Origin of the sequence: Paenibacillus sp. NAIST15-1, assembly GCF_001894745.1 — a bacterium.
Taxonomy (GTDB): Bacteria; Bacillota; Bacilli; order Paenibacillales; family Paenibacillaceae; genus Paenibacillus_B; species Paenibacillus_B suaedae.
Genome location: NZ_BBYF01000003.1, coordinates 348,073 through 361,133, shown reverse-complemented (window position 1 = coordinate 361,133; position 13,061 = coordinate 348,073). Strand labels below are relative to the sequence as shown.

The following is a 13,061-nucleotide window of genomic DNA, read 5'->3' as shown; positions in this document are numbered from 1 at the left end:
CATGAGAGGAACAATACGTTGGAATTACATATTCGGTGCTGTTGGATCTATCTTTGCCTTAATGGTGTCATGGAGCAATAATGTATGGACGACGAGTCTTCTCCGAGCAATTATTGCGTTTGTAATATGGTTCGGACTCGCATATGGGGTCAGATTTGCCTTGGGCGTGCTGCTATCTGACGATGAAGGCAAGCAGCCTGAGGCCGGCGCATCTAAGAATCCAAACGCAGGGACGATGTTGGACATGACAACTCCGGATGAAGAGGATGTTCTTCGAGATTTACTGCGGCCGAACGGTGCAGATTCGAAGTCAAATCCGGTAGAAGATGAAGGCGGCTCGTTCCAACCGCTGCAACCACCCAAGCTCGTGACCAAAGCGCAACCAGATGCGGAGGAATTGGCACAGGCTGTTCGTCACTTCGTACAAAAGTAAGGAGGTTGACTGTCGGTGAGCGTACAGAAATTACAACCTGGCTCGCAAGAGGGACTGTGGGAACGCTGGAAGGATCATGGTGATCAGGATGCGAAGCGGCAATTGATAGAAAATCATCTATCGATCGTCGACTTCGTATCGAATCGACTTGCTGCAGGTCTGCCTCGCAATGTAAGTAAGGACGATCTGGCAAGCCATGGTGTGATTGGCCTGATAGATGCTGTTGAGAAATTCGATTACCACAGAGGGCTGCAATTTGAAACCTATGCCTCATGGCGGGTTCGTGGAGCCATCCTAGACGGACTGCGTTCTGGAGATTGGGTACCTCGCTCGGTAAGAGAGAAGGCGAAGAAAATTGAAGAGGCTTATCAGCAATTGGAGCAGCAATACTTGCGTACAGTTACGGATGAAGAGATGAGCTCCTATTTGCAAGTCAGTGAGAAGGACTTCCAAGGGATGCTTCAAGACGTATCGATCATGTCGATTTGTTCATTGGAAGATCCGATTCGTGAGGACGACTCTGAGACGCGAATATCGCTTCTTATCGATGAGACGGCGAAGAATCCGGAGTATAAGGTAAATGAGTACTATTTAAAGGAAGCACTTGTTCAGGGAATTGATAAATTAACCGATAAAGAGAGAACAGTGATCTCCTTGTTCTATTATGAGGATTTGTCACTAAGTGAGATAGCGGAAGTGATGTCACTATCACCATCTCGAATTTCGCAGCTGCACTCTAAGGCGATACTGAGACTTCGAACCGTATTGGAGAAGCAGAAGCCAATGCTGATGGAAAATTGATGGGATACGGAATAGTTGAGAAGAAACTACGCTGAATAAAGAGAAAAAGAAAGGGGGGTTTTTCGTGAGTATGACATTGGCATTGGAAGAGTATTTGGAAATAACCGTATCTGAAGATAAATTGCAGGCGCATCTCCATTTTAAGAAGGCTGTTGAAGGGCTCACGTGCACGATTGAAGAGCTGGACGAATTGCTGCGTTCCTACGGCATTCGATATGGAGTACAGTCTCAGGTATTGAAGGATATCGCTGCGAATCCGAACAATTTTGCTCGAGGTGCGACGATGGTCGCTCATGGAAAAGCACCCGTACACGGTGTAGATGGTCGAATAGAGCTTCTGCTTCCGCAGAACGGGAAGGAGTCCAAGCCGGCTGAACGGGAAGACGGAACGGTTAATTTCCGTGAAGTGAAGCAGTTGGACAATGTGAAGAAGGGTCAAATGATAGCCAAGCGAATTCCGAGCCAAGAAGGGATACCCGGCATGTCCGTTCTTGGTGAGGAGATGAAGGCCATCACTGGGCGTGAGGCACGATTCAAGCAAGGGAAGAATGTTGTTCTAGATGAGGCGGAAAATGCGCTTTATTCGGCGATTGACGGACTCATCTCCCGTATTGAGCCGGAACGAATCAGTGTGTTCCCTGTGTATGAAGTAAACGGAGATGTGGACTATCGCACTGGTAATATTGATTTTGTCGGTACGATTGTCATTCGCGGCAATGTGCTGACAGGCTTTACTGTGAAAGCTTCAGGAGATATTCGCGTATATGGCGGCGTGGAAGGTGCAACGCTTACTGCGGAAGGCTGCATTGAGGTAAGCGGAGGCATTATTGCCGGCAATAAAGGGATGGTCAAGGCCGGAACCCATGTGAAATGTTCGTTCATTCAGGAGGCCACCGTCGTTGCGGGCACTGAGGTCAATGTATCGCAGAGTATTATGCACTCCAATATTCGAGCAGGCAAGCGGGTTGTATGCCAAGGCACCAAGGGACTTATTGTGGGCGGGATTGTACAAGCAGGTGAGCGAGTGATTGCACGTACAATTGGCAATACGATGTCCACGGCCACCGTAATTGAAGTAGGGGTGCTGCCGGATTTGCGCAATGAATTGACGGATTTACGGACTAAGCTTAAATATAATATTGAGAACGTAGAAAAAACCGAAAAGGCACTTCGCATACTCGATCAGCTTGCCGCTACTGGGCAGTTGACAGGGGAGAAGCTAGGCATGCGCATTAAGCTGAATTCTACGAAAAAGCAGCTTGTTGGAGAGCAGACTGAAATGCGAGAGCGTATGCTGGAGATTGAGAAGTTGCTTGAGGACACAGCTGTGTCTTCCATAGATGTGTCTCATACGATATACGGTGGAGCTAAGCTGGTTATTGGACGCAATGTTCGTTTCATCAAAGATATGGCACAGCGTATTTCCTTCCGGATCGTTGACGGCGATATCATGATGACAACTTACCGTTAAGGTGAAGGACAATAGCCTAACCGGGGTGATTCGATGAATTGGAAGCCTGTAGAAATGCAAATCGCGATACCACGAACGCAAGAGTCATCGACATTGCAGCATCAACAGCAACAGCGTCCTGTAACAGAACAAGCGATACTGAACGACCAAGCCCAAAGGTTGATGGAAAAGTCGCGGGAACGAAATGCACAGGTGGAGTCATCACAGGATGCTCGCATTCGCAATCAACATCATGAAGGTGGGAACCATGCAGAACGGGATGGAAGCGATAACAGCCATTCGGAGCAAAAACAAGATGAAACTGAGCAAGTCATGGTTCCGGCTCAACATCCTTTCAAAGGAAAGCATATCGATTTCATGTGTTAAATGGTGGCGCCGGGTTCCCGCATAACGTGAGGATCGCGGCGCTTGCATTTAGGAAGCGTGACAACATAAGGAGGTGCATACATGGAACCTTGGATCTACATTGTGCTGTTAGGTGGTGTCATCGTTGTCATTGGATGGCTTCGTCCTCGCACTCAGGCAACAATGGACACCACAGAAATACGACGTAATATGGAAGATACACTTGAGCATTATATGACAGAACTTGAAGATGAAAATGAGAAGCTCTTAAAAGTCATTGAGCGGATGAAGCAAGAGGGAGAGTACCGGGATGAGGCGCTGCGCAAGCGAATGGACAAGCTTGAACAAGCATGGGAGAGCAAATGGAGCAGCTTAGAGCAGGCAACTGCACAACCTGTAGATACGGAATTAGAAGCAGGTCATCCCTCCGCACTGTCTGAACGCGAGCAGGAGCTTCTGCAGCGCACAGCCAATACGCAAGACTCAGAATTACAAGAGACGGTTCCCTCGCAGATGGCATCGTTATCCGTTCCGAGCGGACATAGATCTGCCTCGTCTCGTAAGGAAGAACTTCATGCTGCAGATGAAGCTGATTCTCATGAAGAACTTCATGAAGAACTTCATGAAGAACAGTCTAGCGCTCCCATTCAAACACGATACGCGGAGATCTTCAGACTCTTTCAGAACGGATGGACAGAGCAGGCTATTGCAGACCATCTGGGGATGCCAATTGGTGAGCTCCAGTTAATTATCCGGTTGGGGCAGCAGGAGGGATCACATGATTAAGGATCGCCGCTTTCTTATCGGGTTAGGCGCCGGAATTGTGCTAGGGGGTCTCCTTCTTCAGCTGTGTCTTATCGGTCAGCGTTCGATAGAACCGATATCGGATACGGAGCTTCGTCGAGCTGCCGAGCAGGCTGGATATAAGCTTGTGCCGCAGCAGCCCGCGAGTTCGAATAACAAGTAGTATAGCTTGACCCGAACAGTGGATAAAGTGGTTGCAACTGGGTAGGCGTTATGGTATATTAAATGACGGTGTTAAGAACACACGTCAGTGTATTTCAGTGAGGGTGCTTTCTGTCGGGTTGACTGCGGGAAGTCTCAACGAAAGAGGATACTGGCGGAGGATAAATAACCATATTAGGAGGTGTAGTGAAGATGGCAGTTATCTCCATGAAACAGCTTTTGGAAGCTGGGGTACACTTCGGTCACCAAACACGTCGTTGGAATCCGAAGATGGACAGATATATCTTCACAGAACGTAACGGTATTTACATCATTGACTTGCAAAAGACAGTGAAAAAGGTCGAGGAAGCTTACAATTTTGTAAAATCCGTCGGCGAAGAAAATGGAACAATCTTGTTCGTAGGTACGAAAAAGCAAGCTCAAGATTCCGTTAAGGAAGAAGCTGAGCGTTGCGGCATGTACTACATCAACCAACGTTGGTTGGGTGGTACTTTGACTAACTTCGAAACAATCCAAAAACGTATCGATCGCTTGAAGCTACTCGAAACGATGGAAGAAGATGGAACATTCGAAGTTCTTCCGAAGAAAGAAGTTATCATTCTTCGCAAAGAAAAAGATCGTCTCGAGAAGTTCTTGGGCGGTATCAAAAATATGAAAGGTTTGCCTAGCGCGTTGTTCGTAATCGATCCACGCAAAGAGCGTATCGCAGTTGCGGAAGCTCGTAAACTGGGTATCCCAATCGTAGGTATCGTTGATACAAACTGTGATCCGGACGAAATCGACTACGTTATCCCTGGTAACGACGATGCAATCCGTGCAGTTAAATTGTTGACTGCTAAGATGGCTGACGCAATTGTTGAAGCTCATCAAGGCGAAGAAACAACAGCGTAATTTTGGAATACTAATTGGATGAACAAAAGGGTGGTTGGCAGGTGGTTCACCTCTCGCCGCCCTTTTTTTAAGCTGTATAACGTTCGGTGCCGTTAATCGTACATATACGTGGGTGCCAATTTATTGATGGAGGGAAATACGACATGGCAGTAAATGCGAGTGCAGTAAAAGAATTGCGCGAAAAAACAGGCGCAGGTATGCTGGATTGCAAAAAAGCATTGGAAGAGGCTAACGGCGATTTGACGAAAGCAGCTGAATTGCTTCGTGAGAAAGGCCTTGCAGCAGCAGCTAAGAAATCCGATCGTATCGCAACGGAAGGTGTGGTTGAGTCTTACATCCACGCTGGCGGACGTATCGGCGTATTGGTTGAAATCAACTGCGAAACAGACTTCGTAGCAAAAACGGACAACTTCAAAGATTTCGCTCGTGATGTAGCTATGCAAATCGCAGCGACTGCTCCAAAATATGTTCGCCGCGAAGAAGTTTCTCAAGAGGAAATCGAGAAAGAAAAAGAAATCTTGAAAGCACAAGCATTGAACGAAGGCAAGCCTGAAAAAATCGTTGAAAAAATGGTTGAAGGCCGCATCGGTAAATACTATGAAGAGTATTGCTTGATGGAGCAATCCTTCATTAAAGACCCAGACAAAACAATCGAAACGTTGCTGAAAGAAAAAATCGCAACAATCGGTGAAAACATTTCTATCCGTCGCTTCGCTCGCTTCGAGCTTGGTGAAGGCTTGGAGAAAAAAGAAGATAATTTTGTTGAAGAAGTTATGGCTCAAGCGAACCTGAAGTAATCTTTTCTTTTTGAAAAGAGAGCATTCGAACGCGGCTACTACGTAATCAACAGACGCGCTTAAAAGTTGGAACACATCGTGTTCCTTCTTTTTTAGCGGCCGTTATGGAAAAGTGGAGGGTATACATTGAAACAACCGGTTTATAAACGTATCGTACTTAAAGTAAGCGGAGAGTCGTTGTCCGGGCAAGCTGGATACGGCATCGAATCCGAAATGATCAACTCCATTGCCGAGCAAGTGAAAGAAGTTGTAGAGCTTGGCGTAGAGGTCGCAATCGTCTGCGGAGGCGGCAACATTTGGCGCGGTATTGCGGGAAGTGAAAAAGGAATCGACCGCGGAACAGCAGACTACATGGGGATGCTTGCAACGGTTATGAACTCGCTTGCCTTACAGGATGCCCTCGAACAAATTGGCGTGCCGACTCGTGTACAAACTTCGATTGCGATGCAACAAATCGCAGAACCATATATTCGCCGTCGTGCAATACGTCATTTGGAAAAGGGACGTGTTGTTATTTTTGCAGCAGGAACCGGGAATCCATTCTTCTCGACGGATACGACAGCTGCGCTTCGTGCCGCTGAAATCGAAGCTGATGTGATCTTGATGGCGAAGAATAAAGTCGATGGTGTATACTCGGCTGACCCATTCAAGGATGAGACAGCTGAGAAGTTTGAGCAATTGACATATATGGAAGTATTGAACCGCAACTTGGGTGTAATGGATTCAACGGCATCCTCGCTGTGCATGGACAATAACATTCCGCTTATTGTATTTGCAATTACGGAGTCTGGCAATATCAAGCGCGTCGTGCTCGGCGAGAAGATTGGAACGATTGTAAAAGGGAGTGTAGAATAGTGCCACAAGCAGTGAAGAAAAACGCAGAAGAACGCATGGAAAAGGCGATTGCCGCTCTAAAACGGGAACTGGCAACATTGCGCGCTGGACGCGCAACACCTGCATTGCTTGATCGTATTCAAGTAGAATACTATGGCGCGATGACGCCGGTAAACCAATTGGCGAACATCAGCACGCCAGATCCGCGCACGCTTATGATCCAGCCTTGGGACAAATCCTCATTGTCTGATATTGAGCGCGCAATTATGAAGTCGGATCTTGGACTGACTCCAGCTAACGATGGATCAATGATTCGTCTTGCGATTCCAGCGTTGACAGAAGAACGTCGTGCAGAGCTCGTGAAGCACACGAAGAAGTTCGGTGAAGAAGCGAAAGTTGCTGTCCGCAACATTCGTCGTGATGCGAATGATGACATCAAGAAGCTTGAGAAAACGGACATTTCAGAAGATGAGTCCCGTCGTCATCAAGAAGATATCCAGAAGACGACTGACAAATACATCGCTGAAGTTGATAAAGTATTAGTTGCTAAAGAAAAAGAAATTATGGAAGTATAAAAGTTAGACACGATAGAACCTATTCTTTTTGTTCTTCATGCCCCTCCGAACGGTGGGGTTTATTGTCTTTTTTTTCATCACCGGGTTGGAGGAGACCGAATGATTAAGCGATTCCAAACATGGTTACAGCAGCGTGGAGGCCACAAGCAGCTGGAACTGATGCCGGATAATATCCCACAACATGTGGCGATCATTATGGACGGTAACGGTCGCTGGGCTAAAAAAAGGGGCTTGCCGCGCGTTGCCGGCCACCATTCAGGAATGAAAGCCGTTAAGCGCGTAACCATCGCAGCGAATGATATGGGCGTAAAAGTGCTTACGATGTACGCTTTTTCGACCGAAAACTGGAAACGCCCAAAGGACGAAGTCGATTTTCTCATGAAATTGCCACAGGAATTTTTGGCGATCGAACTCGAAGAATTGATTGAGAAAAATGTTCAAGTGCGTATGATGGGCTATCGTGACCGATTGCCTAAACATACGATTCTGGCACTTGAAGAAGCCATTGAAAAGACGAAGCACAATACAGGACTTATTTTGAATTTTGCTTTGAATTATGGTAGTCAGCGTGAAATCGTAGAAGGTGTTCGTGATATTGTACGTAAAGTGAAAACAGGTGAGATTGAAGTTGGTTCGATTGATGAGAGCATGATCCACGATCATCTCTTATCCAGCAGCTTGCCTGATCCTGATCTGCTCATTCGTACAAGCGGAGAAATGAGATTAAGTAACTTCATGCTCTGGCAAATCGCGTACAGCGAATTGTGGTTCACCAATGATTACTGGCCAGAGTTCACTGAGCGACATCTAATGGAGGCCGTTATGGAGTATCAGCGCAGAACGCGAAGATACGGTGGATTACAATAAGTTGGAGGAACAGTCTATATGAAACAGCGCATCGTTACAGGGCTTATAGCAGGACTATTGTTCGGCGCATTATGCATAATTGGCGGTCTGCCATATGAACTGCTGCTCCTCGCACTTGCCTTTGTAGGTTATTATGAATTTGCTCGAATGCATCATGTATCACCGTTCGATCTGGCATCGTTGATTGGCTACGCAACGATGTCCTTGATTGTGATTCCGTGGACAAGCTTATCAATTGGATGGAATCTGTCATTGGAGGCTATTGTATGGATCAGCCTGCTGCTGATGCTGGGTGTGACCGTATTATCCAAAAACAAAGTGTCCATTGAAGCAGTGTCACAATTGTGGCTGGGAGCATTCTATATTGGCATTGGCTTCAAATATATGATGCTAACGCGTACTTCAATGGGAGATGACGGCTTATTCTGGACGCTTATGCTGTTTGCAGCCATTTGGTCATCGGACATTGGTGCTTACTTCATTGGGCGTGCGATCGGCAAGAACAAGCTCTGGCCGTCGATTAGTCCTAATAAGACGATTGAAGGAGCAATTGGCGGTGTACTGACATCAATTATTGTGGCGCTATTATTTGCTGTCGGACGACCGGATATTGTCAGCTTGCCGCTTGCATTTGGCATTGGGGTATCTGCAGCTGTTGTCGGTCAGTTCGGTGATTTGATTCAATCAGCATATAAGCGAGTTCGTGGTGTGAAGGACTCAGGTACATTGCTGCCTGGGCATGGCGGTGTTCTGGATCGATGCGACAGCTGGCTTGTCGTATTTCCATTTGTGCATTTGATCGGATTATTAACGTTGTAAATTGAACGTCATCGGCAGAACAGCGATGATGTTATCATGTAATAGATATAGCTATGAATAGGATGAAGAGGTGAGGTCATGAAGCGGATATCCATACTTGGATCGACCGGCTCCATCGGGACACAGACACTCGACATCGTCAGACAGCATCCTGAGCAGTTTAAGGTAGAAGCGTTAGCAGCTGGGAACAATACAACATTGCTGCTTGAGCAGATACGAGAGTTCAAGCCCAGCATTGTATCGGTTCACGATAAGGCTGCAGCAGATCGCCTGCGGGAACAACTGCCCCAGGGTGTTGAACTGTATTATGGTGAAGATGGATTGGTCGAAGTGGCAGCGGGGACTGACGCCGATACGGTCGTTACAGCTGTTGTAGGAAGTGTCGGTCTGAAGTCAACGCTCGCGGCTATCGATGAAGGCAAGACGATTGCCATTGCGAACAAAGAAACGCTGGTAACAGCTGGTCATCTGGTAACAGAACGTGCACAAGCGAAAGGCGTCAAGCTGATGCCAGTTGACAGTGAGCACTCCGCTATCTTCCAATGCTTGAACGGAGAGCCGATGCGCGGAGTTCGTGCCATTACATTGACAGCATCAGGCGGCAGCTTCCGCGATCGCACGAGGGACGAGCTGGCGAATGTTACCGTTGAGGATGCACTTAAGCATCCGAATTGGTCCATGGGCGCGAAGGTGACGATCGATTCAGCAACAATGGCTAATAAAGGGCTTGAAGTGATTGAAGCTCGCTGGCTGTTCGATTTGCCTTATGATCAAATTCATGTACTTATCCATCCTGAAAGTATTATTCATTCTTTTGTCGAATATTTGGATGGAAGCATTATTGCGCAATTGGGGGTTCCTGATATGCGCGTACCTATCCAGTATGCATTGGCGTATCCGGAAAGACTTCCGAATACATCGGCTTCGCTTAATTTAGCTGAGGTGGCGAAGCTTCATTTCCGTGAGATGGATACAGAGAGATTCCCTATGGTTCGTTATGCTTATGAGTGCGGCAGAACAGGAGGTACAGCTACTACCGTGTTTAATGCGGCGAACGAAGTGGCTGTAGCGAGATTCCTGCGAGGTGAAATTTCCTTCTTGGATATTGAACGTATCGTGAGTACCTTAATATCGAAACATACTGCGATTCGGCATCCGTCCTTGGAAGCTATTCAGGAGACAGATATGCGAACGCGTTCGGAGGCTCTCTCCATTTTATAATCGCCATTCACTAGATATGGATTCTCTTGTGCGGGATTGGAGAATAATGATAATCTATATAGACAAACCGCTGTCCGATTGTTATTGGGCCGTTCTTGAAGCCTAGGGTTGTACTAGGACGATTGAACACGCACACAAAGGAGGATTCTACGCAGTGCAGATGGTGCAAATCGTATTTTTAACCGTGCTCGTCTTTTTCGTTATCGTAACGATTCATGAATGGGGACATTTTATTTTCGCTAAACGCGCGGGGATTCTCGTTAGAGAGTTCGCTATCGGATTCGGTCCGAAAGTATTCTCCTATACTCGTGGGGAAACCAAATATACACTCCGGTTATTGCCAGTTGGCGGCTTTGTACGGATGGCAGGCGAAGATCCTGAAATTGTAGAGGTCAGTCCAGGGCAGACGATAGCGATACGTGTGTCCAGTGATAACAAGGTGACGAAGCTGTATCTGGATCAATTAGACATGCGCAAGCAGGTTGTGCGTGGCGAAGTGAAGACGATTGATCTGGAGCATACGTTGAAGCTGACGCTGGATGTTGAGGATGAAGAAGTTACGTACGATATTCATCCGCAAGCTAAAATGATTGTGAAGGGCGACGAAATTCAGATCGCGCCTCATGATCGTCAGTTTGGCAGCAAGACAGTGGGCCAACGGGCGCTAGCTATTTTTGCAGGGCCTTTTATGAACTTTGTGCTCGCTTTTATTTTGTTCGGCGTATCGGTATCCATTTCGGGCGTTCCGGTCGAGAACCCGACGTCTGTGAAGATTGGAGACGTATCACCAGGACTTCCTGCTGCGCAGGCACAACTGCAAAAAGGAGATATTATCGAGGAAGTGAACGGCAAGCAAATTGGCGGCAATCGTGACATGTTGATTAAGCTGATTGCTGACTCTGAAGGCAAGCCGATGACATTCCTTATTGTACGTGGTGAAGAACGCTTCACTGCAACACTGACTCCACAGAAGGTGGAAGGTCAAGAAGGCGGCAAGGTTGGTATCGTACCGGTACTGCCAACACGAACGGCTTCATTCGGTGAGACGATGTCGTTCGCATCAACATCTATGGTGAATACGACGGAGAAGATTTTTGAAGGATTCCGCATGCTTATCTTCGGTCAATTTAAACTGGACGACTTGGGCGGTCCGGTTCGGACGTTCGAAGTAACAGGACAGATTGCGAAGAAAGGGATCGAACAGCTTACATTATGGACGGCGATTTTGAGCTTGTATTTGGGAATCTTCAATTTGCTTCCAATCCCGGCGTTGGATGGAAGCCGTCTCGTATTCCTTGGGCTGGAGGCTGTCAGAGGTAAGCCTGTTGATCCGAGCAGGGAGAGCATGGTTCATTTTGTAGGTTTTGCAATGCTCATGCTATTGATGCTTGCTGTAACCTACAATGATATATTACGATTGGTTAAAGGTTAACATTTATATCACGGTTCATTTCATTTATACTAGAATACGAATAACCGTGTTTATCGGGAGGAACGTATACCGTTATGTCGAAAGAGAAGCAGTTTGTTACGGAGATTACCCCACAGCAGGAGGACTTCTCCCGTTGGTATATTGATGTGATTAAGAAGGCGGATTTAATGGATTATTCTCCAGTCCGAGGATGTATCGTATTCCGCCCAGATGGCTACGAAATCTGGGAACATATTCGTGACGAGCTGGATCGCCGCTTCAAGGCTACTGGCCATCGTAATGCTTACTTCCCAATGTTCATACCAGAGAGCTTTTTCCAGAAGGAAAAAGAACACGTTGAAGGCTTCAATCCTGAGCTGCCTTGGGTAACCGAAGCAGGCGGCGAACAATTAGAGGAGAAGCTGGCGATTCGTCCGACATCCGAGACAATGATTGGCCATATGTACTCCAAATGGATTCAATCGTACCGTGACCTGCCTGTGTTGATTAACCAATGGGCGAACGTTGTTCGTTGGGAGAAGCGCACATTGCCGTTCTTGCGTACAAGTGAGTTCTTGTGGCAGGAAGGCCATACTGCGCACGAGACTGAGCAGGAAGCACGCGAAGAAACGATGCTCATGTTGAAAACATATCGTGAATTTGTGGAAGATTATCTCGCAATTCCTGTCATTGAAGGTCAGAAGACTCCTTCTGAAAAATTTGCCGGCGCAGTAGATACGTTCTCCATTGAAGCGATGATGAAAGACGGCAGAGCCGTTCAAGCTGGAACATCGCATTACTTGGGAACGAATTTTGCGGTTGCTTTTGATATTAAATTCTTGGGGCGTGAGAATGAACAGGAATTTGTTCATACTACCTCATGGGGGGTCAGCACCCGCCTGATCGGTTCCATGATTATGGTGCACGGTGATGACAGAGGTCTTGTATTGCCTCCGAAGGTAGCTCCTACACAGGTTATTATGATTCCAATCGGGCCAGCGAAGATGCGCGAGCAAGTTGTGGGACGAGCTAACGAGTTGTTCAGCGAATTGAAGCAAGCAGGCGTACGTGTTCGCATGGATGATCGCTCTGATATTAGCCCAGGTTGGAAATTCAATGAGTATGAAATGCGCGGCGTGCCTGTTCGCCTTGAAATTGGCCCGCGTGATATGGAGAATGGTGTTTGCGTATTGGTATCCCGCGTAACAGGCGAGAAGCGCATTGTACAGCAGGCGGATTTGGTTGAAGAAGTGAACCGCATGCTTGCTGACGTCCATCAAGAAATGTTCGAGCGTGCACGTTCCTTCCGTGATGAGCACTTCTACTCGGTAGAGACAATTGACGAGATGAAGGCACAAATGGAAGAAAAACGTGGATTTACACTTGCTGGCTGGTGTGGATCGGAAGCGTGCGAGAAGCATGTTAAGGATGAGACTGGTGCAACAAGCCGCAACATTCCATTCGAACCGCAAACGGCAAAGACGAAGTGCCTTGTCTGCGGAGAAGATGCCAAGCATACGGTCGTATTTGCACGAGCGTATTAATTAGATACATGCTCCTCGAAGCAGGGGCGCAATGAAGGGAAGCTTCCATCATTGGAACATCCAACGGAACACCGGACGATGGCTCG

At 47.2% G+C, this 13,061-nt stretch carries 15 protein-coding genes; all 15 read left to right on the top strand.

Going from position 1 to position 13,061, the window contains the following annotated elements:
• The first annotated feature begins 1 nt into the window (after position 1).
• The 15 genes from PBN151_RS09250 to proS all read left to right on the top strand — a co-directional run bounded on the left by PBN151_RS09250 (position 2) and on the right by proS (position 12,975).
• Positions 2 to 433, top strand: coding sequence for a hypothetical protein (locus tag PBN151_RS09250; protein WP_021256531.1), 432 nt, complete (start codon positions 2 to 4; stop codon positions 431 to 433).
• 15 nt (positions 434 to 448) lie between these two features.
• Positions 449 to 1,234: a FliA/WhiG family RNA polymerase sigma factor gene (locus PBN151_RS09245; protein ID WP_021256530.1), complete on the top strand. Its 786-nt coding sequence runs from the start codon at positions 449 to 451 to the stop codon at positions 1,232 to 1,234.
• A 64-nt stretch (positions 1,235 to 1,298) separates the two neighbouring features.
• Positions 1,299 to 2,705 (top strand): flagellar assembly protein A, encoded by a 1,407-nt coding sequence (locus PBN151_RS09240; protein WP_072728764.1) that lies wholly within the window; start codon positions 1,299 to 1,301, stop codon positions 2,703 to 2,705.
• 33 nt (positions 2,706 to 2,738) lie between these two features.
• Positions 2,739 to 3,071, top strand: a complete 333-nt coding sequence (locus tag PBN151_RS09235; RefSeq protein ID WP_065291889.1) for a hypothetical protein — start codon at positions 2,739 to 2,741, stop codon at positions 3,069 to 3,071.
• An 81-nt stretch (positions 3,072 to 3,152) separates the two neighbouring features.
• Positions 3,153 to 3,836 carry a DUF6115 domain-containing protein gene (locus PBN151_RS09230; protein ID WP_072728763.1) on the top strand — a complete coding sequence of 228 codons (684 nt, stop codon included), beginning with the start codon at positions 3,153 to 3,155 and terminating at the stop codon, positions 3,834 to 3,836.
• Positions 3,829 to 4,017, top strand: coding sequence for a hypothetical protein (locus PBN151_RS09225; protein WP_072728762.1), 189 nt, complete (start codon positions 3,829 to 3,831; stop codon positions 4,015 to 4,017). The genes PBN151_RS09230 and PBN151_RS09225 overlap by 8 nt, the downstream gene beginning before the upstream one ends.
• A gap of 191 nt (positions 4,018 to 4,208) precedes the next feature.
• Positions 4,209 to 4,907, top strand: a complete 699-nt coding sequence (gene rpsB, locus PBN151_RS09220) for a 30S ribosomal protein S2 (RefSeq protein WP_065291886.1) — start codon at positions 4,209 to 4,211, stop codon at positions 4,905 to 4,907.
• 143 nt (positions 4,908 to 5,050) lie between these two features.
• On the top strand, positions 5,051 to 5,704 hold the full coding sequence (tsf, locus tag PBN151_RS09215) for a translation elongation factor Ts (protein WP_021256524.1): 654 nt from the start codon (positions 5,051 to 5,053) through the stop codon (positions 5,702 to 5,704).
• Positions 5,705 to 5,830: 126 nt separating this feature from the next.
• Entirely contained in the window at positions 5,831 to 6,559 is a 729-nt protein-coding gene (gene pyrH / locus PBN151_RS09210; protein ID WP_021256523.1) for a UMP kinase, read from the top strand.
• Positions 6,559 to 7,113, top strand: a complete 555-nt coding sequence (gene frr / locus PBN151_RS09205) for a ribosome recycling factor (protein ID WP_072728761.1) — start codon at positions 6,559 to 6,561, stop codon at positions 7,111 to 7,113. The genes pyrH and frr overlap by 1 nt, the downstream gene beginning before the upstream one ends.
• A 99-nt stretch (positions 7,114 to 7,212) precedes the next feature.
• Positions 7,213 to 7,980 carry an undecaprenyl pyrophosphate synthase gene (locus tag PBN151_RS09200; protein ID WP_021256521.1) on the top strand — a complete coding sequence of 256 codons (768 nt, stop codon included), beginning with the start codon at positions 7,213 to 7,215 and terminating at the stop codon, positions 7,978 to 7,980.
• Between the two features lie 18 nt (positions 7,981 to 7,998).
• A complete protein-coding gene (locus PBN151_RS09195) occupies positions 7,999 to 8,799 on the top strand; it encodes a phosphatidate cytidylyltransferase (RefSeq protein ID WP_072728760.1) in 801 nt (266 codons plus the stop codon).
• A 78-nt stretch (positions 8,800 to 8,877) separates the two neighbouring features.
• The gene (locus PBN151_RS09190) at positions 8,878 to 10,020 is read left to right on the top strand and encodes a 1-deoxy-D-xylulose-5-phosphate reductoisomerase (protein ID WP_072728759.1); all 1,143 of its coding nucleotides are present in this window, start codon (positions 8,878 to 8,880) and stop codon (positions 10,018 to 10,020) included.
• A 154-nt stretch (positions 10,021 to 10,174) separates the two neighbouring features.
• On the top strand, positions 10,175 to 11,452 hold the full coding sequence (gene rseP, locus PBN151_RS09185) for an RIP metalloprotease RseP (protein WP_072728758.1): 1,278 nt from the start codon (positions 10,175 to 10,177) through the stop codon (positions 11,450 to 11,452).
• 74 nt (positions 11,453 to 11,526) lie between these two features.
• Positions 11,527 to 12,975, top strand: a complete 1,449-nt coding sequence (gene proS, locus PBN151_RS09180; RefSeq protein WP_072728757.1) for a proline--tRNA ligase — start codon at positions 11,527 to 11,529, stop codon at positions 12,973 to 12,975.
• Positions 12,976 to 13,061: the final 86 nt, after the last annotated feature.

Bases quoted from the DNA above. Each gene is read 5' to 3' on its own strand.
- PBN151_RS09250 (WP_021256531.1), top strand. From the start codon at position 2: ATGAGAGGAACAATACGTTGGAATTACATATTCGGTGCTGTTGGATCT.
- PBN151_RS09235 (WP_065291889.1), top strand. From the start codon at position 2,739: ATGAATTGGAAGCCTGTAGAAATGCAAATCGCGATACCACGAACGCAA.
- PBN151_RS09230 (WP_072728763.1), top strand. From the start codon at position 3,153: ATGGAACCTTGGATCTACATTGTGCTGTTAGGTGGTGTCATCGTTGTC.
- PBN151_RS09225 (WP_072728762.1), top strand. From the start codon at position 3,829: ATGATTAAGGATCGCCGCTTTCTTATCGGGTTAGGCGCCGGAATTGTG.
- rpsB (WP_065291886.1), top strand. From the start codon at position 4,209: ATGGCAGTTATCTCCATGAAACAGCTTTTGGAAGCTGGGGTACACTTC.
- tsf (WP_021256524.1), top strand. From the start codon at position 5,051: ATGGCAGTAAATGCGAGTGCAGTAAAAGAATTGCGCGAAAAAACAGGC.
- PBN151_RS09200 (WP_021256521.1), top strand. From the start codon at position 7,213: ATGATTAAGCGATTCCAAACATGGTTACAGCAGCGTGGAGGCCACAAG.
- PBN151_RS09195 (WP_072728760.1), top strand. From the start codon at position 7,999: ATGAAACAGCGCATCGTTACAGGGCTTATAGCAGGACTATTGTTCGGC.
- PBN151_RS09190 (WP_072728759.1), top strand. From the start codon at position 8,878: ATGAAGCGGATATCCATACTTGGATCGACCGGCTCCATCGGGACACAG.
- proS (WP_072728757.1), top strand. From the start codon at position 11,527: ATGTCGAAAGAGAAGCAGTTTGTTACGGAGATTACCCCACAGCAGGAG.